The organism is Pseudanabaena sp. PCC 9330 (assembly GCF_055795045.1).
Map to the genome: position 1 here is coordinate 1 of NZ_JAYFES010000086.1, position 18,223 is coordinate 18,223.

The following is an 18,223-nucleotide window of genomic DNA, read 5'->3' on the forward strand; positions in this document are numbered from 1 at the left end:
TGAGATGACGCAAATTTCAGCGTCTCATGTCACCTCACCTTTTCCCCTCGCGTCACGACGTTTCAAGCCTTTCACCCACTTGTGTCAGGCAGTCAGGTCCCCGCCTACTCTTGGCCAGCTCTTTCCCCGCCGTGGGAGGGGGCTGGTTTGGTTTTGAAGGCAGGCCAAAGAGGTCTACGCCGCCGCTACCCCTGCAGAAAGAAGCAACATACTTGCGGGGGATGCCGTTCTACGCCTCTGTGGGGCAGGCTCTGCGCCTGTACTTTTTCCATAAAATCATCCCGGCTAGGCCGGGTACACTGCTGCTCAGGATGGATGGACAGCGGTGGGTAGCGGGTTATAGTTTGGCTGCTCCCTATTTACCTGTCCATGGCCTCTCTTGACCTACCCTCGTTCCTGACTACCGCCACTGCTCACTACTGGCTACAAAATGCCCGCTTGCCCCTGGCCTGCCTAGACGACTCTGCGCCCAAAACCGCGATCGCAGACCTCGCCGCCCCACCCCGCAGCGAAGCCCTTATGGCTGCCCATGTGGAAATTCGCGCGGGTCGGATTGCGGCTATTCTCCCTGCCAGTCAGGCGTTGCCCGCCGACCAGCCCGCCTGGAATCTGCAGCAGGGCTTGGTGTGGCCCTGCTTTGCCGACTGCCACACCCACTTAGACAAAGGCCAAACCTGGTTTCGCAACCCCAACCCCGACGGCACCTTTGACGGCGCTCTCAAGGCTGTGGAGGCTGACCACCGCCACTGGAGCGCCAACGACCTCTATCCCCGCATGGCCTTTGGACTGCGGTGCAGCTATGCCCACGGCACCCAGGCGGTGCGCACCCACCTCGACTGTCTCGATGGACAAGAGCAGGTTAGCTTTGCGGTCTTCGATCGCCTACGTGAGGAGTGGCGCGATCGCATTGCGCTCCAGGCCGTCTCCCTGGTCTCGATGGACTACTACGATCGCCCCGAAGCCGAGCAATTAGCCGATACCGTGGCCCGCTACGGTGGTCTGCTGGGCGGGGTGATCATTCCCCAGCCGGGGCTAGAGGCCCAGATCGATCGCGCCTTTGCCCTAGCCGAGGCCCGGGAGCTCGATCTCGACTTTCATGTAGACGAAAGCCTAGACCCCGAAGCTGAAGGCCTGCGAATGGTGGCCGAGACCAAGCTGCGGCGAAATTTTCAGGGCCAGGTGAACTGCGGTCACTGCTGTAGCCTCTCGGTACAGACCGACGAGCGCGCCCGAGACACCCTGTCGCTGCTCAAGGCAGCGGATATTAGCGTGGTCAGTCTGCCGATGTGCAACCTCTATCTGCAAGACCGCCAGCCGGGCCGGATGCCGCGCTATCGGGGGGTGACCCTGCTGCCCGAGCTACGCCAGTTTGAAGTAGCCGTGGCCCTGGCCAGCGACAACTGCCGCGACGCCTTTTTTGCCTACGGCGATCACGACATGGTGGAGGTCTTTACCCAGGCGGTGCGGATTGGCCAGCTCGATCGCCCCCTTGGTGACTGGCCCCAGGCGGTCACTCGTACCCCAGCCCAGATCATGGGGCTCGACGGCGGGCTGATCGGGGTGGGGCGATCGGCCGATCTAGTGGTATTCAAGGCCCGCAGCTTTAGTGAGTTGCTGGCCCGACCGAGGGGCGATCGCACCGTCATTCGCCAGGGCACCCCGATCGATACCACTCTGCCCGACTACGCCGACCTCGATGATCTGATCGGCGTCGCCTAGACCCCATCCCCCTATGGAAAACCGAACTCCCCCACAGCTCTGGGTTTGCTAGGCTTGAGCTAAGGCAATCTCTGCCTCAGCATAACGGGGCCGCTGGCTCTCGGCTGGGCTAGAGTTAATGACAACAGGGTCGCCTGGGCAAGGCGGCAGCGCAAGCAGGTTTTTAGGAGGAAGGGAATGGCTGCTACGGGCTTCAAAGACTACTACGCTGTGCTGGGCGTCAGCAGAAGCGCAAGCGCCGACGACATCAAACGGTCGTTTCGCAAGCTGGCCCGCCAGTACCACCCCGACGTCAACCCCGACAACAAGGCCGCCGAGGCTAAGTTTAAAGAGGTGAGTGAGGCCTACGAGGTGCTCTCCGACGCCGACAAGCGCCAAAAATACGACCAGTACGGTCAATATTGGCAGCAGGCCGGTCGGGCCGGGGCTGGCTACGGTGCCCCCAGCGATATGGGCGGCTTTGACTTTAGCAACTACGGCAGCTTTGATGAGTTTATCAATGAGCTGCTGGGCCGCTTCGCCACCCCCAGCGGCGGGCGGACCTATCCGACGGGGAGCCCAGGTCGCCAAGGCTTTGGCTATGACCCCTCGATGGGCCAATCGTTTGATCAGGAGGCCAATATTCGCCTCACCTTGAGCGAGGCCTTTAACGGTGTCCAAAAGCGGCTGCGCATCGGCGGTACCGAGGTGGAAGTGCGCATTCCACCCGGGGCGAAGCAGGGCAGCAAAATACGCCTCAAGGGCAAGGGCCCGCTCAACCCCTACAGCAAGCAGCCCGCCGACATTTACCTGGTGGTGCAGCTAGCTGACCACAGCTTCTTTAAGCTAGAGGGCGAAAGCCTTACCGCCGAAGTGCCGATCACCCCCGACGAGGCGGTGCTGGGGGGCAAAATTGACGTGCCCACCCCCAACGGCAGCGTGACGATGAGCCTGCCAGCGGGCATTCGCTCGGGCCAGAGCCTGCGGCTGCGGGGTAAAGGCTGGCCAAACCCCAAGGGCGATCGCGGCGACCTGCTGATCAAGGTAGTGATCATGCCCCCCACCAGCCTCAGTGCCACCGAGCGCCAGCTCTACGAACAAATTCGCGACAGTCGCACCACCAACCCTCGCCAGAGTTTGGTCGATACCCGGCTATAGTCTGAGGCAAAGAGGTGCTTACGGCATACCCAGCTAGAAAGAAGATACCAGCTTCAATCTAGCGACTGTAGCTGCTGTAGGGTGGGCACTGCCCACCATTAGGGAAACTCTTTTTCAGAAGTCTCCTAAACGCAGTTTCAGGTCTCACCTAGCAAGATCCCTATCTAATTTCTTCCCGCTATGCCTCAACCAGCGTGACTATGGCTATAGACGGAGCACTGTAAGCACGCCCAGGACATTCATAAAAAAGGCCGGAATCACCTGATATTCAGGGATTCCGGCCTTAGAATTCAATCGGAGCGGCGGGATTTGAACCCACGACCCCCACTACCCCAAAGTGGTGCGCTACCAAGCTGCGCTACGCCCCGGTCAGATTGAACACTCTCATTACAGTAGCACACAGATGTCACTTACTCAGACAAAAACCTGAGGCCATATTCGGGGTAAGATCGCCAAGGCCTACAACTAGTACTAGCAGTCATGACAGACACTCCGGACGCTTCCCCTGAGAAGCCCAAGAAAAAAATTATCACCGTGGGAGAAGACCGCATCAAAAGTGATGCTGGCAGCGAGCGTGGGGGCGGTGAGCGTCGGGGTGGCAAAGGTCGCCGCGGTGGTCGCGATCGCGACGAGGGCGATCGCCGGCCCGCAACTCCTCCCGCTCTGATGCGCGGTCCCAAACCCAAGCCCAAGGCTGTGGTAGAAGAGGTCGTAGAGGAGACTTCTGAAGAGACTGTCAGCGATGCGATCGCAGCTGAGGCCGACACCGAAGCCACCCCTGCCGCCGAGACATCCGCTGAGGCTACCGCTGAGACCAGCGAACCTGAAGCTCAACCGTAGGGCTAGCGACCATTGCCCTTTACTCTCCAGAAGCCTAGACAGGTCAACCTGTCTAGGCTTCTACTTTTTCTAAGTATTGGCTATCTACCAAAAACCCTCCCTTGTCAAACCGGATGCCCCAGTAGCCGCCGGGGCGACGGCTCTGGACGACGCCCTCAGCCCCCAATGGCAGGGTATCAGCCGGTCGTAGCATGGGCATGGGGTCGGCAGTTTTAAAGTAGGGGGGCAGATCAATCAGACGGACGCGATCGCCCACCGCAAAGTCATCGGCCATGGCCATCTCCAATGGTTAGCTGCATCCCATGACTATAGACCACAGACCACGCCGACTCAGCCTCTCTGGAGAACGCCGTAGGATGAGCGGCTCAACGAGGACAACTATTGAAATTTTCTGGGCGATCGCACCCAAACCGCCTCCCACAACCCGCTATCCTAGAAAGCGTGACGCCAACCCCTGAGGATTTGATGGATACCAAGGCTTTTAAGCGATCGCTCAACCACTCCGACAAGTACTTTCGCCAGGGGTTTGGCCACGGAGAAGCGGTCGCCGGGCAGATGCAGACCGAGTACAACAGTAGCCTCATTCAAGAAATCCGCGACCGCAGTTATACCCTCACCCGTGGCGACGTCACCATCAAACTGGCCCAGTCCTTTGGCTTTTGCTGGGGGGTCGAGCGCGCCGTGGCCATGGCCTACGAAACCCGCCAGCACTTCCCCACCGAGCGCATTTGGATCACCAACGAAATCATCCACAACCCCAGCGTCAACCAGCGTCTCAAGGAGATGTCGGTGGAGTTCATTGAAGTCGTAGACGGCGAGAAGAATTTTGCCGTGGTGGGCCAGGGCGACGTGGTGATTTTGCCTGCCTTTGGGGCCAGCGTACAGGAAATGCAGCTGCTCAATGACAAGGGTTGCACCATCGTCGATACCACCTGCCCCTGGGTCTCCAAGGTGTGGAACACGGTCGAAAAGCATAAGAAAAAAGACCACACCTCCATCATTCACGGCAAGTACAACCACGAAGAAACGGTTGCCACCAGCTCCTTTGCGGGCAAGTACCTGGTGGTGCTCAACCTCGACCAGGCCCACTATGTGGCTGACTACATTCTCAACGGCGGCGACCGGGCTGACTTTATGGTCAAGTTTGGCTGCGCCTGCTCCGCCGGGTTTGACCCCGACACCGATTTAGACTACATCGGCATCGCCAACCAAACCACCATGCTCAAGGGCGAAACTGAGCAAATCGGCAAGCTTTTTGAGCATGTCATGCTCAAAAAGTATGGCCCCCAGGCGCTGAACGATCACTTCCTCAGCTTCAACACTATCTGCGACGCCACCCAAGAGCGCCAAGACGCCATGTTTGATCTGGTCAACGAAAATCTTGACTTGATGGTAGTGATCGGCGGCTACAACTCGTCAAACACCACCCATCTGCAAGAAATTGCGATCGAGCGCCAGATTCCCTCTTACCACATCGACAGCGCCAGCCGCATTGGCCCCGGCAACCAGATCCAGCACAAACAGCTCCATGGTGACATGGCCACTACCGAGGGCTGGCTACCCGATGGACCGATCACCGTGGGTGTTACCTCCGGGGCGTCTACCCCCGATCGCTCGGTAGAAGACGCCATCGAGCAAATCTTTGCTATCAAAGCCGCCAGAGCGTAGCCGCCAGCTTCGGTTAGCTTTCTCCTCGGGGCACAGACTCTGCGCCCCTACGTTGGGGTGTTTTCTAGCTCAGAAATCTCCTTAGGCTATTGCTCAAAAAAAATCCCTGCATCGGGCAAACAGCCGTTGGCCCTTGCGAACGGCTTGTCAATGGGGGGCTTGCCTAAAAATCTCCTGAGTTCCTCAACTGCTCACTACATCTGGCAGCGGGCGCTTGAGCCGATAGAGCCACAGCAGCCCCACCCCACCCAGGGCGATGCCGCCCAAGCTGACCATCTGGGCTATTTTCAATGGCCCCAGCATCAGACTGTCGAGCCGCAGCCCCTCGATCCACAGGCGGCCCAGGCTGTAGGCCGCAAAGTAGACCAAAAACACCGTGCCGGGCTTGAGCCGACCCGGATGGCGCAGACCCCAAAAAAACAACCACAGCACCAGCCCCAGCACCCCTAAATTCCACAGCGACTCGTAGAGAAAGGTGGGGTGGTAATAGGCCACATCGCCCAGCCCAGGGGGGCGCTGGGCCGGGGGAATATAGACCCGCCAGGGTAGATTGGTCGGGCTGCCAAAGGCTTCGGAATTGAAGAAATTGCCCCAGCGACCAATGGCTTGCCCCATGATTAAGGCCGGTGCCACCACATCGGCCAGCTGCCAAAACGGAATTTTGTAGCGGCGGGCAAAAAGCAGAGCTGCGATCGCCCCTCCAATCATTGCTCCGTGAATGGCAATGCCTCCCTGCCAGATCGCTAGGGCATCGAGGGGGCGACTGGCGTAGCGATCCCACTCAAACAGCACGTAGTAGAGCCTGGCCCCTGGCAGGGCGCCGATTACCAGCCAGATGGCCAGGTCGCCGATGCGCTCTGGGTCTAGGCCTCGCCGCTTACCCAGGTTTTGGGCCAGCGTAATGCCCAGCAGCAGGGCCGTAGTAATGAGGATTCCGTACCAGCGAAAGGTGAGTGGGCCAAGCTCGAAGGCCACCGGCCCTGGCGAGGCCAACTGACCCAGTGGCAGGGCAAGGCCCGTAGCCTGCGCGACTAACAGCGACAGCATAACTGAAACCCAAATCGATAAAAAACTATGGAGGCAAACCTGACACCAGTCTACTATTGGCCCACGATGTCGCCGCCCCAAACCCAAGTCACCCGCCCTGCGCCTCGCAACCGTACCATGTTCTAGACACCCGGCAGCAGCGGGATGGTGCGCCACCCAGCCGAGCTGCTGACTGCTTCAATCTTGGGGGTTAGCAAAAACCACTGATCTTGACTATCGCGCTGAAGATAGATTTCAAAAGGTCTAGTCTGCCGTTGCTGGGCATTGCTCAGCTCACCAGCCCTAAGTCGATAGGTGCCGGTGACCTCAAGGGCCCACTGCCCGTCAACCTTGACCCGACTGTGGTGAGTAACCTTTACCCCGCCGACCTGAGCAGACATTGGCGGAGCTGGAGTATTCGCCGATGCGATCGGCTGTCCATCGAAGACGGCCTGAGCCTGGGCGAGCCGTTGAGCGATCGCAGTCTCGACCACGACCATCGGTGGTTTAGGATCAATCAGGCCACATCCCCAAAGCATTAGGCACAAGAGCGCCACAATGATCAATCGCACGGGTTTCAAGAATGCCAGCTTCACCATAACGATTTCCCTGCAAAGCACCGAGTGGGGTCAGACCACCACCCCTTAGGCTACTACCTCAGGCCCCGTCAAAAAAGTGGGGAAGCAGGGTGATTTTATGTTAATCAGTGAAAAACATCACCGGTCTGATTGGCCAAGATGCGCATCGCGTCGGGAACGGTGCGAGTGCCGCCTCATGGCCTATAGGTTTGGTGCATCCTCCGCTCTACCAACTTAGATGGCTTCAGCCTAAGTCGAGGGAAAGATCTACCGCAGGTTGCACTTGGCCCTTAAATCTATCTCATAAAGTGAAGGGGCGCTTTATGTCTTGGCCCTAACACCGTGGATATTTACATTCTCGATCTGCTGGTGATTGGCCTGGTGCTGCTAGCTGTGACCTTGGGCTCGGGGTGGATTGGCCGATTACCCCTCTCCTATGCCTTGATCTATCTAGCCGTTGGGCTGCTGCTCAGTCCCTACGGCTTTAACCTGGTGCAGGTGCGACCCGGTGCGGCATTTTTAGAACGGCTGACGGAGTTTGTCGTCCTGATTTCGCTGTTTAGCTGCGGCCTCAAGATGAATCGCCCGCTGCGGGCCTGGGCGTGGAATTCGACCATTCGCCTGATCGGCTTTTTAATGCCGATCTCAATTTTTGCGATCGCCGTCCCGGCCCACTTTTTTCTCAGAATGGAGTGGGGCGAAGGTCTGTTGCTGGGGGCAATTTTGGCCCCTACTGACCCGGTCTTAGCCTCGGAGGTGCAGCTTGAGGACCCCCAAGACCGCGACGAACTGCGGTTTGGGCTCACCTCCGAGGGCGGCCTCAACGATGCTTTGGCCTTCCCGTTTGTTTACTTTGGGCTGCACTGGCTCGAAAACGACAGCTGGGAAAGCTGGTTTGGCCGCTGGGTAGCGGTGGATTTGATCTGGGCGATCGCGGCAGGTCTGTTGATGGGCATTGCTGTAGCCAAGGGGGTTTGCTGGCTAGAGGGGCGTTTGACCGAGCGTGAGGGGGTCGATGATCTGATGGAAGATTTTGTCGGCCTCAGCACCATCTTGCTGAGCTATTCCCTCACAGAGCTGGTGCATGGCTACGGCTTTTTGGCGGTGTTTGTGTCTGGCGTTGTCATGCACCGCCAGTGTCTCAGCCTCCAGAGCGCGGCCTCGCGGCTGAGGTTTATGGAACGACTAGAAAAGCTGACCGAAATCGGTACTATTTTACTGCTGGGGTCGCTGTTGCGCCTGGAGCCCATGCTCAAGTTTGCTGGCCCCACGCTGCTGATCGCAGGGTTGCTATTGTTCATAATTCGGCCCTTGGGGGCCTGGGTGAGCACCATTGGCGCGCCAGTACACCCAGCTACCCGCTGGCTGTTTGGCTGGTTTGGCATTCGCGGCGTGGGCTCGCTGTACTATTTGAGCTACTCTTTGGGCAAAGGTTTGGAAGGGACGATCGGCGAGCGCATCGCCTGGATTACCATTATGACGGTGACCCTTTCGGTGACGCTGCACGGCGTTAGCTCAACGCCGCTGATGCAGTGGTATGAGCGAAATATTGAAGGCCGCAACGCCCTAGAGAAACACTTGCCCGGACAGGGCTGAGCGATGCTCATACCGATTGGATGTTTGGCTCGATGCTGCCGCCAGGGGGGTAGGATGGGAGCACCTGCAACTGGCGATCGTACCGAGGAGATTAGCGGTGAACCACAACCACTGGCGGGGCGCAGCGGTAGCCCTGGGGATGATTGCGATCGCCGGGTGTAACTCGACCTCCCCCCAGAACGCATCTCCAGAAAGCACCTCCTCAGCTGCCTCCGCCCCCGACTTGCCTATGGAAGATGAGATTCTCCAGGCGGTGTATGCCCAGGCGACAAGCCAGGATCTCTGCGACGGTTTCTTTCAGCCCGAGGTGGCCGAGGCTGAGTCACGGGTCTACGTGGTAGAGGGCCGAGCGCTGGTGGAGCTGGTCTGTGCCTATACCGCCTACCAAGCCGTCTACGCCTACGGGGTGTACGAGCCCGATGGCCCTTGGCAGCCTCTTTCCCTAGATATGTTCTACCCCAATGAAACTGGGGAATTTGTGCGCACCAGCGAGACCACCGTAGGCGGGCTGGCCGACTTTGATCCTGAGCAGGGGCGGCTGACTGTGTTTAGCAAAGCACGGGGCATTGGCGACTGCGGCTCGCTGGCCGACTATCGCTGGACTGGGGACAGCCTGGAGCTAGAAACCTACCGCTACCAAGAATGCCGCGATTCGCCCAACGACAGCCCAGAAGCACTGCTCGACCCCACTAATTACCCCCAGATTTTTCCCTAGACGTTGCCCATGGCCAGCTTTGTCGCCCTTGACTTTGAAACCGCCGATCGCTACCGCGATAGCGCCTGCTCGATCGGCCTCGTGCGGGTTGTGCAGGCGCAGGTCGTGGAGAAAGCCCACTATCTGATTCGCCCGCCCCGGCGGCTGTTTGAGTTCACCCACATCCACGGCATCACCTGGGAGATGGTGGCCAACCAGCCCGATTTTGCCGAGCTGTGGCCGAGGGTGGCAGACATGCTGTCAGGGGCAGATTTTTTGGTGGCCCACAATGCCTCGTTTGATCGCAGTGTGCTCTACGCCTGCTGCCGGGCCTACGGCATTGTGCCCCCAGATCCCGAGTTTGTCTGCACGGTGAAGCTGGCCCGCCAGACCTGGAACATTCGCCCCACCAAGCTGCCTAACGTGTGCGACTATCTGGGCATACCTCTCAACCACCACGACGCCCTGTCCGATGCCGAGGCCTGTGCCCAGATTGCGATTCTCACTCTGAAGCACTCCGTGAATGCCTCGGCACTGTAGGTCTGTCTGCCGCCAAATTGTGCCGGGTTACCCCCGATTGGGCAGGGCAAATGCGATTTGCCCCTACAGTTTGACTTTTTGGCAGCTGGATACCTGATGGGGGGCGGATAGACAGGATCTGGGAGGCCGGTTCTATGCAGGCGGTAGGCCATCGAATGTCAAGATCTGCTGGCGCAGGGCATGGGACTGCTTGCGATCGCACCGCACCTCCAGCAGCCGCAACCCCCGGCTAGGCAAGTAGCTCACAATGGCCTCTAGCTGGCCCCAGGTCTCGATGCGCTCGTAGCTGACCCCGTAGGCGGCGCAGAGGCGGTTGAGGTCTACGCTCTGGGGGGTGGTAAAAAAGGTTTCAAACAGGTCGCCGGTAGGGCTTGACTCTGGGCTGGATTCTGAAGGCGAGGCCAGAGCTGTGGCGATGGGCAATCGTTCAAAGATGCCGCCGCCGTCGTTGTTGATCACTATCACTGTCAGGTGGCCTCGCAGGCGCGGCGCGGTGAGCCAGCCGTTGGTGTCGTGGAGCAGGGCCAGATCGCCCGTCAGCAGCACCGTGGGTAGGCCACCGTGGGCAATGCCTAGGGCCGTGGAGAGAGTGCCGTCGATGCCGTTGGCCCCTCGGTTGCAGTAGGGGCGAATGCCGCTGTCACCGAGGGGCCAAAACCACTCCACATCGCGGATGGGCATGCTGTTGGCAATCACTAGCGGGGTGCCCGACGGCAGGTAGCGAGCCAAAGCCCAGGGCACTTTGCTCTCAAAGGGTGCGGTAATTTTCGCCAGTGTAGCGTCGAGATGATGGCGTAGGGTGCGCTCCAAATCTAGCCACTGGGCAAGGTAGGGGCTGGGGGGCGAGGCCTGCCCAGGGCGGGTAGACAGGGCTAAAGATTCTATGGAATAGGTCACCTGGGTGACCAGGCCATGGAGGGGGTCAAGGTTGGCCCCAGCTGGGTCGACGATCCAGCGGCGGGGCTGGGTAGTCTCTAACCACTGACGCAGGCGCTTGCTGGTGGGCAGGGGGCCGAGCTGCACCACCTGGGTGGGGGCAAGGTCTGCGGCCCAATCGGGGTTGCCCAGAGCTACGTCGTAGGTGCTCACCAAGGATGGATTGAGGTGGGCGGCATTGCGCAGGGGGGAGAGTCCTTCTGCCAGCACCGGCCAGCCCAGATCTTGGGCCAGAGTCGCCACGGCTTTACAGTAGCCCACGGCATCTACCGGCTGGGCTGGGCCAGCGACAATCAGGCCGCGATCGCACCCTCGCCAGGTTTCTAGCAAATCTAGCAGCTCTAGGGCCGGGGACATGGGGCGCAGCGTGGCCGGTTCCAGGGCAGCAAAGAAATTATCTCCGAGACAATCGTTGAGGTGCGCCGTTGAGCCATCGGCGATCGGCGCTAAGGGATCGCGAAACGGGCAGTTGAGGTGCACTGGCCCAGCCACTGGAAAGCGCGATCGCCCCCAGGCCGTCACTAGGGTCTGCCGCAGGTAGCGCAGCATTGCCAGATCGGCCATGGGCACTGCCAGCTCGGCGTACCAGTTGGGCACATCGCCAAACAGCTTTTGCTGGTCAATAGTCTGGCCCGAGGCGCAGTCGCGCAGCTCTGGGGGGCGATCGGCAGTGAGCACCAACAGGGGCAGGCGGCTCTCTCTCGCCTCGATCAACGCGGGGTAATAATTGGCTCCGGCGGTGCCTGAGGTGCAGACTAGGGCCACCGGTAGACCAGTGCGCCGCGCCACCCCCAGGGCAAAAAAGGCCGCCGATCGCTCGTCGAGCACCGGCACCGCCTCGATCTGAGGGTGGCTGGCCAGGGCCAGGGTCAGCGGTGTCGAACGAGACCCAGGGGAGATCACCGCCGTGGTCAGCCCCAGCCGGGCCAGGGTGTGGGCCAGCACCGAGGCCCACAGGGTATTGGTATTGCGAAAATCTAGGGTCATGGCAGGGCGGCTACACCAGCGACTCGCCCAGGGCGCGAAACTTGAGCTTGATCTCGGCCCACTCGCGATCGGGGGCCGAGCCAGCCACGATACCCGCCCCAGCGTAGAGACGCGCCCAGCTATTGGCAATGAGGGCTGAGCGAATGCCGACGATAAACTCGCTGTCGCCGTTGGCCCCCACCCAGCCCAGGGGGGCGGCGTAGAGGCCCCGGTCAAAGTCTTCAAACCGCAAAATCTGGTCGCAGGCCGCCTGGGTGGGCACCCCCGCCACCGCTGGGGTGGGGTGCAGTGCCTCGACAATGTGCAGCGGGTGAATGTGGCGAGGCACTGCCGCCTTCATGGGGGTGTGCAGATGCTGAATATTGGACAGACGCAGTACCTGGGGCCGCGGTTGGTAGCTCAGGCGCAGCCCCACCCCCTGGAGCTGCCGGGCTAGAAAATCGACCACCAGGCCGTGTTCACCCCGTTCTTTGGGGTTGTACAGCAGCCCCTGGGCCAGGCGATCGTCCTCCTGGGGGGTGGTGCCCCGGGGGGCCGAGCCCGCCAGGGCGTCGGTGACCAGATGGCCCTGGCTCAGGCTCAGCAGCCGCTCAGGGCTAGCGCCAATGAACGTGCGATCGCCCCCCTGGCTAAGCGAAAACGTGTGGCAGTCGGGGTAGCGCCGCCGCAGTCGCCCCAGACAGGCCAACGGCTGGAAAGGCTCTGGGCTGACCCAGTCGAGGGCGTGGGCCAGCACAATTTTTTGCACCGGGTGGCGGGCCATATGCCCCAGGGCGCGATCGACCGCCAGCTTAAACCGCTGCCCAGCCGCTGGATCGGGCTGGGCCTGGGGCCTTAGCCGCCGCAGGGGGTCGCCCCAGGGGCCTTGACTAAGGCGATCGATCGCCCGCAGCTGCTCGGCTAGGGTATCGACGACGGCCTGGGGGCTGGCCTGGGCCGTCACCAGGTGGTTGAGGGTCAGCACCCCCTGGCTACCGCGCTGCACCACCTGCCACTGGGGCAGCATCACCGTGGCGGCTGGAAAGGTGGTCGAGTCCTGATGGGGTTCGGCAAAAAACGTAAAGGCACAAAAAAATCTGGCCCAGTCGGCCCCCCCTGGCAACGCGGCCACCTCTGGCTCGCTGTAGCTGCGGGTTCTACTCTGCCAGTGGTCAATAAACCGCCGCACTTGAGCAAATCGCTGGGAGCCACTGGTCTGATAAAACAGCGTCGTCCCAAAGCCCAGCACCGACTCTCCGGTGCTGGGGGTTTCTAGGTAGAGGTGGCGATCGCGGCGGGGAGCGAGCTTGGCTAAGACCAGCAGGGGGTCAACGGGAGCCGTAGCAAAGCTGAGGCTGACCAACTGGGGCTGCTGGCTAGTTTGGGCCTGGGCTGACCAGCGATCGAGAAATGCATAGGCCGATTGCAAATCCTGGCTGCGGTAAGAACAGTAAGAAACAACGGGCATAAACCTGGTTTATTTAAAGGCGATAGGTAAGGCGATGGGTAACCGGTGGTGGTCGGTGACCGGGCGAAATCACCGCCGGGCGCTGCCGTCTGGGGAGACCGTATCATTCTGTAACCCACGACAGCACTGCCGCCTCGTTGCAGACCAGAACCCCCTAGCAGGCTGAAAAGTGCTCCAGTTAAGCCCCTTAGCCCCCTGACCAGTATCCCTACTGGTAGCACATTCGGTTATGGCGTAGCCATTTCAGCCTCAGTCGTTTACGCAGCTTAATAGTGCCCTGGCAAAAGAGGCGGTCACCGCGATGCTAGCCCGACTCCGGCCCAGACAAAGCGTTGTCTGGCCTCCATGCCGTCGGTCAGACTCCCGGCTCTTTCTGACCGCTGCCATGCCTTACTCGCAGGTCTCATGCCTGGCTCAAATCATCGGCGCGCCGCATCAATAGTGCGAGGCGGTGCGTCGATGATGCACTGCCGTCTTGCTGTCGCTGTCGATCACCCGACCGGCCTGCACCGTGGCGTAGATGAGCCAGTGGTCGCCACATTCCATGCGCTGGTCAACGGTGCATTCGAGGTAGGCGATCGCCTCACTCAGCACCGGCGCACCATTGTCAGCAGTTTCGGCGGCAATGCCCTCAAATCGGTCTTCGCCGGGGGCAAAGGGCTTGAGAAAATGCTTCATCGGCCCCAGGTGTCGCCCCTCTGCCAAAATATTGAGCACAAAGGAGTTGCCGGGGTACATCAGCGACTCGATCGCGCGATCCTTCGCTACGGCCACCGTAAAGCCCGGCGGCGCAAACGACGCCTGAGATACCCAGGAGGCCAGCATGGCGCTGGACAACTCTCCCTGGCGGGCCGTGACAATGCACAGCGACCCGACAATACGGCCCACCGCCTGCTCTACCGACGAGGCCGGGGTGCGGGGCTGTTTGGCCCGCTTGGCTTTTTTGAGAGCTTGGGCAAAGTCGGTGCCCACCTCTTCGCAGTACTTCAGGGTCACATCCGTGGGCTTAAACTTTACCCGAATGGGCTCAAAAGCCAGGGTATAGCCCCCATCTTTTAGCTTGCTCTCCAACAGGTCAATGGCCTCACCGCTCCAGCCAAAGGAGCCAAACACCCCGGCAGGCTGCGATTTTGACGCCGTAGACAGGGTGATGCCCAGGGCCGTCTGCATGGGGGTAGGCATGTGCCCACCCAGGGTGGGAGAGCCCATCAGAAACCCGGCAGACTGCTCTACCGCTGTCTTAATATCGTCGGGGCTGGTTTGCTCAGCGTTGATCGATTCCACCGCTACCCCGGCCTTGGTCACCCCCCGAGCCAGGGCCTGGGCAATGGTGGCGGTGTTGCCGTAGGCAGAGGCGTAGATAAGCGCCACTGAGAGATCTTGGGCGGTTTGGGCCTGGCTCCAGTCGCGGTAGCTCTGCAATAGCTCGTGGGCACTGTAGCGCACTACCGGCCCGTGGCCCGGTGCCAGGGTTTGAAAGGGCAGGGTCTCAAGTCTCCCCAGGGCGGCCTGCACCTGCCGGGTGCTGGCGGCAAACAGGCAGTCAAAATAGTAGCGCCGGTCTTCGAGTAGGCCGTCCCAGCTGAGGTCAAACACGGCCTCGTCGCAGCGGTGGGCACCAAAAAACTTGTCGGAGTAGATCACCTTAGAGTAGGGGTCAAAGGTGGCCAGCCCCCCTGGGTAGCGCGGCGTGGGAATCAGCTCAAACTGGAGGTGGTGGCCCTGGCCCAGATCGAGGCGATCGTCGCCGCTGCGAATGATCCGCACCTGGGGCGAGATGTCGGGCAGCAGATCGCGCAGGGCCAGGGCGGCGGGGTTGGTGCAGACCACCGTGACCTCGGGCAGTCGATTGAGCAAGATCTTGAGGGTTTCGACCCGGTTGGGGTTGATGTGCCCCAGCACGATGTAGTTGAGCTGGTACAGGTCGATGTGGCGCTCTAGGGCGGTCAAAAATATTTCGTGGAAAGACTCGCCAGGGGGGTCGATCAGGGCGGTGCGATCGCCCTGAATCAGGTAGCTGTTAGCGGTGGTGCCCCGCTCTAGGCCATACTCGATCTCAAACCGCAGGCGGTTCCAACTGCGGCAGCGCAGCACTGTGGTGCCCGCCGCCATGGCGTAGATTTGAACGTCGCGAGGGGGATGAGTCATGACCAAAGCGGCAGAGTATGCCGTCGAGATGGAGAAACAGAGCCTAGCCAGCCTAGAAAAAGCCTCTCTACCCGAGGGCTTTGACCCGCTTGGATAGGGCTAATGGGGCTGGCAGAAGCCATCTCGATCTTAAGGGATGCCAGCCCCCAGAAGGTTTCTGCTGCCAAGAATCCTGCTGAGTGGCCCATCGCAGAGACATTTCAATCGGTTCTCAGCCAGCGGAACAGGGGTTGCTTTACTCCCGAGTAATGTTCCACAGGAGGAACTGCTGGGTGGGCTCGATCGCCACACCGCTGATATCGCCCTGGGCAAATACATAGTCTTTGTTTTGCCACAGGGGCACGTAGGGCACCTCGTCGACCATGATTTGCTGGAGAGCGTCGAGCACCTCAGCTCGGGCGGCGGGGTCTTGCTCAGCCCGCTGCCGGGCAATCAGGTCGTTGGCGACGGGGTTGAAGTAAAACGACCCGTTGGCCTGGGATGCGCCTTCGCGACAGGTGCCGTCGCTGCCGTTTTCGCAGCCCAAAAACGGCTGAATAAAGGTGTCGGGGTCGTAGTAGTCGGGGTACCAGTTAGAGAGAATGATCGGGTAGACGCCTTTGCCGACGTTTTCCCACAGGGTGGCCCCTTCGGTGTTTTGCACATCCACGATCACCAAACCCGGCAGACCCGCCTCGATCGACTCTTTCAGGGTGTTGGCCACAATGCTGCGGGTGGTCGAGGCCGAGGGGTACCAGATTTCTATGGTCAGAGGGTTGGCCTCGGAGAAACCAGCGGCGGTGATCAGCTCCCTCGCCTGGTCAAAGTTGCCGTCGCCGTAGGCCTCTTTAAACACCGGCTTAGCCACGTCAAAGCTGGCGGGAATGAGGCTATACAGTGGCTCGGCCTGGCCTTGAAAGACGCGATCGCTGAGCAGCGGGCGGTCAACCATGGCGGCGATCGCCTGGCGCACCCGCACATCGTCGAGGGGGGCCAGAGTCTGATTGAGCGACATGTAGTTGATCACATTGGTGCCCGCTTCGATCACCTGCCAGCCGCCGGTGCTCTCTTCGCGCTCTAGGGCGGTCACCTGTTCAGGGTCAAGGGTCTGGTAGGCCACGTCTAGGCCACCGGTTCTAAAGGTGTTGTAGAGGTTGGCCGGGCTGGTAAAGATTTGAATGTCGATGCCCTGGTTGGCGGGGGCATCGCCCCAGTAGTCTTCATTGACGTCGAGCTTGATCGAGTCGCCGGAGAAGGCCGCCAGTTTGTAGGGGCCGCTGCCGACAAAGCTGTCGGGGCTAAAGCTGCCTGCCCCCAGTTCGTAGGCCTCGGGCGAGACCGGGGTCACCCCTGAAAAGCTCAGCAGCGCCGGAAAGGCGGCGAAGGGGGCACTGAGGGTGAGGGTGAGTTCATACTCACCAGTGGCCTCGACGCTGGCAATTTTGTCTGACAGCAGGTAGGCGGGGCGACCGCCATTTTCCATAAACCGTTGCAGGGAAAAGGCCATCACCTCGGCGTTGAAGGGGGTGCCGTCGTGGAGGGTGACCCCCTGCCGCAGGGGAATAGTGTAGGTCAGCCCGTCGGTGCTGACGGTGGGCAGCTCGGTGGCCAACTGGGGTACCAGGTCGGTGGTGCCAGGCTCGTAGGTGTAGAGGCGATCGCCCAGGTTGTAGAGCAAAATACCCGGAAAGGTCTCGTAGGCGTCGGCGGGGTCTAGGGTGCGAGCGGTGAGGGTCGTGCCGATGGTAATGCGCCCATCCCCTGGATCGCTGGGCGCGTCGGCTACCGGCTGATTGCGGGGGGTGCAGCCCAGGGCGATCGCAAAGCACAGGCTAAACAACCCTATAAACTTGGCTATTCGTTGCCCTTGGCGACCCCACAACCGCTTACCCATTCCACCCGGCGATGCAAAAAGATCCATCGTGTCCTTCTATAGATCTGGCCAACATTGGCATAGTTGTATCACCCTTTGGGGGCGACTGGTAGAGCCAGTCAGGCGCAAAGACGACAGGCCCGGAGCAGGTTTAGACTAAAAACTTTTTCTTCTCCCACAGCACTGCCTAACCGCAGCCTCAGTTTTGAGATCAGAATCGATGGTCTAGAGATAGCTGGCTGGACTAAATCTCGGGTCGGTCTTTTTTTACCCCAGACCAAGCACCCTTAGGGGTTTTCTAATTGCTGTGGAGTGCGATCGCCCATCGCCGCAACTTCATCCTTCTAAAGGGCTATTTAGGCTAGTCAAGACAGCATCACTCAGATGAGTTTGCATGAATTGAGTCCGATAAAATCTTGTTTAAGCTTGATCCCCAGCAAGTTAACGATAGTTAAAACTCTTGATAACCCCAATCTCTAAAATTGTAATCTTAGCTAAAGCAAATATAAAGAAAATATTTAGTCGCCATCATCACATTGCTGAGCAGAGATCAGGCGGTCTCCGGCTTTGCGGTGATCTGGCCTAGCGATCGCTATTTTTTTGGCAGTCAAAATATAGGCATTATGTGCGGCCTTAGGAAATCCCTATGAAATCATCGCGGTGCCAGGTGTCATTTTGCAGTCGCTGTCGCTTTTACTCCCCAGAAGGCCGCAGAGGCGGACATTGTGGTCAGTTGGGTGTGCCCGTAGCAGGCCACTGGCAACCCTGTCGATTGGCCATGCCCGCCTTTATGACGCCCTTAGTTGAGATGAGCCCCCTAGACTTTTTGCCCCAGCCCCTAGAGCTGCGCCTCTCCGAGGTCATGCTCGAAAAGGCCCTGCTCGAAAAGGTAGAACCTACAGAGAATGACGTTGGCGTTCTAGCAGGGCGTCTATCTGGAGCCCGTTGACTAAAATCAGCCCACGGTCAGGGAAGTAGCGACCAAAACCCCAACAGGGCCAAACCAAAGACCCATAGCCATCACCCAGCGCCCGCTGAAGTTTGAGCTGATACGT

At 60.0% G+C, this 18,223-nt stretch carries 15 protein-coding genes and 1 tRNA gene; 8 read left to right on the top strand and 8 right to left on the bottom strand.

Going from position 1 to position 18,223, the window contains the following annotated elements; genetic code table 11:
• The first annotated feature begins 369 nt into the window (after positions 1-369).
• Both AC0QKW_RS07590 and AC0QKW_RS07595 read left to right on the top strand, forming a co-directional pair.
• Positions 370-1,719, top strand: a complete 1,350-nt coding sequence (locus tag AC0QKW_RS07590; protein WP_473150457.1) for a cytosine deaminase — start codon at positions 370-372, stop codon at positions 1,717-1,719.
• Between the two features lie 177 nt (positions 1,720-1,896).
• A complete protein-coding gene (locus tag AC0QKW_RS07595) occupies positions 1,897-2,856 on the top strand; it encodes a DnaJ C-terminal domain-containing protein (protein WP_473150458.1) in 960 nt (319 codons plus the stop codon).
• 294 nt (positions 2,857-3,150) lie between these two features.
• Here the strand turns inward: AC0QKW_RS07595 and AC0QKW_RS07600 are convergent.
• Positions 3,151-3,224: transfer RNA gene (locus AC0QKW_RS07600), tRNA-Pro, on the bottom strand.
• Positions 3,225-3,336: 112 nt separating this feature from the next.
• Between AC0QKW_RS07600 and AC0QKW_RS07605 the strand changes: the two genes are divergently transcribed.
• The gene (locus AC0QKW_RS07605) at positions 3,337-3,696 is read left to right on the top strand and encodes a hypothetical protein (RefSeq protein WP_473150459.1); all 360 of its coding nucleotides are present in this window, start codon (positions 3,337-3,339) and stop codon (positions 3,694-3,696) included.
• Between the two features lie 52 nt (positions 3,697-3,748).
• Here the strand turns inward: AC0QKW_RS07605 and sipA are convergent, their stop codons facing one another.
• On the bottom strand, positions 3,749-3,970 hold the full coding sequence (sipA, locus tag AC0QKW_RS07610; RefSeq protein ID WP_473150460.1) for a regulatory protein SipA: 222 nt from the start codon (positions 3,968-3,970) through the stop codon (positions 3,749-3,751).
• Between the two features lie 191 nt (positions 3,971-4,161).
• Here sipA and AC0QKW_RS07615 point away from each other — a divergent pair, with 191 nt between their 5' ends.
• Complete coding sequence (locus AC0QKW_RS07615) at positions 4,162-5,364, top strand: 4-hydroxy-3-methylbut-2-enyl diphosphate reductase (RefSeq protein WP_473150461.1); 1,203 nt, start codon at positions 4,162-4,164, stop codon at positions 5,362-5,364.
• A gap of 183 nt (positions 5,365-5,547) precedes the next feature.
• Here AC0QKW_RS07615 and lgt read toward each other — a convergent pair whose 3' ends face one another.
• Both lgt and AC0QKW_RS07625 read right to left on the bottom strand, forming a co-directional pair.
• A complete protein-coding gene (lgt, locus tag AC0QKW_RS07620; protein ID WP_473150462.1) occupies positions 5,548-6,411 on the bottom strand; it encodes a prolipoprotein diacylglyceryl transferase in 864 nt (287 codons plus the stop codon).
• 122 nt (positions 6,412-6,533) lie between these two features.
• Complete coding sequence (locus tag AC0QKW_RS07625) at positions 6,534-6,989, bottom strand: hypothetical protein (protein WP_473150463.1); 456 nt, start codon at positions 6,987-6,989, stop codon at positions 6,534-6,536.
• A gap of 321 nt (positions 6,990-7,310) precedes the next feature.
• Here AC0QKW_RS07625 and AC0QKW_RS07630 point away from each other — a divergent pair, with 321 nt between their 5' ends.
• From AC0QKW_RS07630 to AC0QKW_RS07640, 3 genes are all read left to right on the top strand, one after another.
• The gene (locus AC0QKW_RS07630; protein ID WP_473150464.1) at positions 7,311-8,564 is read left to right on the top strand and encodes a cation:proton antiporter; all 1,254 of its coding nucleotides are present in this window, start codon (positions 7,311-7,313) and stop codon (positions 8,562-8,564) included.
• A 97-nt stretch (positions 8,565-8,661) separates the two neighbouring features.
• Positions 8,662-9,279 (top strand): DUF1176 domain-containing protein, encoded by a 618-nt coding sequence (locus AC0QKW_RS07635; protein ID WP_473150465.1) that lies wholly within the window; start codon positions 8,662-8,664, stop codon positions 9,277-9,279.
• A gap of 9 nt (positions 9,280-9,288) precedes the next feature.
• Positions 9,289-9,798, top strand: a complete 510-nt coding sequence (locus AC0QKW_RS07640) for a 3'-5' exonuclease (RefSeq protein WP_473150466.1) — start codon at positions 9,289-9,291, stop codon at positions 9,796-9,798.
• Positions 9,799-9,930: 132 nt separating this feature from the next.
• Here the strand turns inward: AC0QKW_RS07640 and menD are convergent, their stop codons facing one another.
• From menD to AC0QKW_RS07660, 4 genes are all read right to left on the bottom strand, one after another.
• Positions 9,931-11,721: a 2-succinyl-5-enolpyruvyl-6-hydroxy-3-cyclohexene-1-carboxylic-acid synthase gene (gene menD, locus AC0QKW_RS07645; protein WP_473150467.1), complete on the bottom strand. Its 1,791-nt coding sequence runs from the start codon at positions 11,719-11,721 to the stop codon at positions 9,931-9,933.
• Positions 11,722-11,731: 10 nt separating this feature from the next.
• Positions 11,732-13,168 (bottom strand): isochorismate synthase, encoded by a 1,437-nt coding sequence (locus AC0QKW_RS07650; protein ID WP_473150468.1) that lies wholly within the window; start codon positions 13,166-13,168, stop codon positions 11,732-11,734.
• Positions 13,169-13,603: 435 nt separating this feature from the next.
• Positions 13,604-15,316, bottom strand: coding sequence for a diflavin flavoprotein (locus AC0QKW_RS07655; RefSeq protein ID WP_473150469.1), 1,713 nt, complete (start codon positions 15,314-15,316; stop codon positions 13,604-13,606).
• A 235-nt stretch (positions 15,317-15,551) separates the two neighbouring features.
• Positions 15,552-17,216 (bottom strand): ABC transporter substrate-binding protein, encoded by a 1,665-nt coding sequence (locus AC0QKW_RS07660; RefSeq protein WP_473150470.1) that lies wholly within the window; start codon positions 17,214-17,216, stop codon positions 15,552-15,554.
• 598 nt (positions 17,217-17,814) lie between these two features.
• Here AC0QKW_RS07660 and AC0QKW_RS07665 point away from each other — a divergent pair.
• Positions 17,815-18,117: a hypothetical protein gene (locus AC0QKW_RS07665; RefSeq protein ID WP_473150471.1), complete on the top strand. Its 303-nt coding sequence runs from the start codon at positions 17,815-17,817 to the stop codon at positions 18,115-18,117.
• The last annotated feature ends 106 nt before the right edge of the window (positions 18,118-18,223 follow it).

Coding starts and splice junctions, on each gene's coding strand:
- AC0QKW_RS07625 (WP_473150463.1), bottom strand. CDS start 6,989: ATGGTGAAGCTGGCATTCTTGAAACCCGTGCGATTGATCATTGTGGCG.
- menD (WP_473150467.1), bottom strand. CDS start 11,721: ATGACCCTAGATTTTCGCAATACCAATACCCTGTGGGCCTCGGTGCTG.
- AC0QKW_RS07665 (WP_473150471.1), top strand. CDS start 17,815: ATGAAATCATCGCGGTGCCAGGTGTCATTTTGCAGTCGCTGTCGCTTT.
- AC0QKW_RS07655 (WP_473150469.1), bottom strand. CDS start 15,316: ATGACTCATCCCCCTCGCGACGTTCAAATCTACGCCATGGCGGCGGGC.
- AC0QKW_RS07605 (WP_473150459.1), top strand. CDS start 3,337: ATGACAGACACTCCGGACGCTTCCCCTGAGAAGCCCAAGAAAAAAATT.
- AC0QKW_RS07660 (WP_473150470.1), bottom strand. CDS start 17,216: ATGGATCTTTTTGCATCGCCGGGTGGAATGGGTAAGCGGTTGTGGGGT.
- AC0QKW_RS07595 (WP_473150458.1), top strand. CDS start 1,897: ATGGCTGCTACGGGCTTCAAAGACTACTACGCTGTGCTGGGCGTCAGC.
- AC0QKW_RS07615 (WP_473150461.1), top strand. CDS start 4,162: ATGGATACCAAGGCTTTTAAGCGATCGCTCAACCACTCCGACAAGTAC.
- sipA (WP_473150460.1), bottom strand. CDS start 3,970: ATGGCCGATGACTTTGCGGTGGGCGATCGCGTCCGTCTGATTGATCTG.
- lgt (WP_473150462.1), bottom strand. CDS start 6,411: ATGCTGTCGCTGTTAGTCGCGCAGGCTACGGGCCTTGCCCTGCCACTG.
- AC0QKW_RS07650 (WP_473150468.1), bottom strand. CDS start 13,168: ATGCCCGTTGTTTCTTACTGTTCTTACCGCAGCCAGGATTTGCAATCG.
- AC0QKW_RS07590 (WP_473150457.1), top strand. CDS start 370: ATGGCCTCTCTTGACCTACCCTCGTTCCTGACTACCGCCACTGCTCAC.
- AC0QKW_RS07640 (WP_473150466.1), top strand. CDS start 9,289: ATGGCCAGCTTTGTCGCCCTTGACTTTGAAACCGCCGATCGCTACCGC.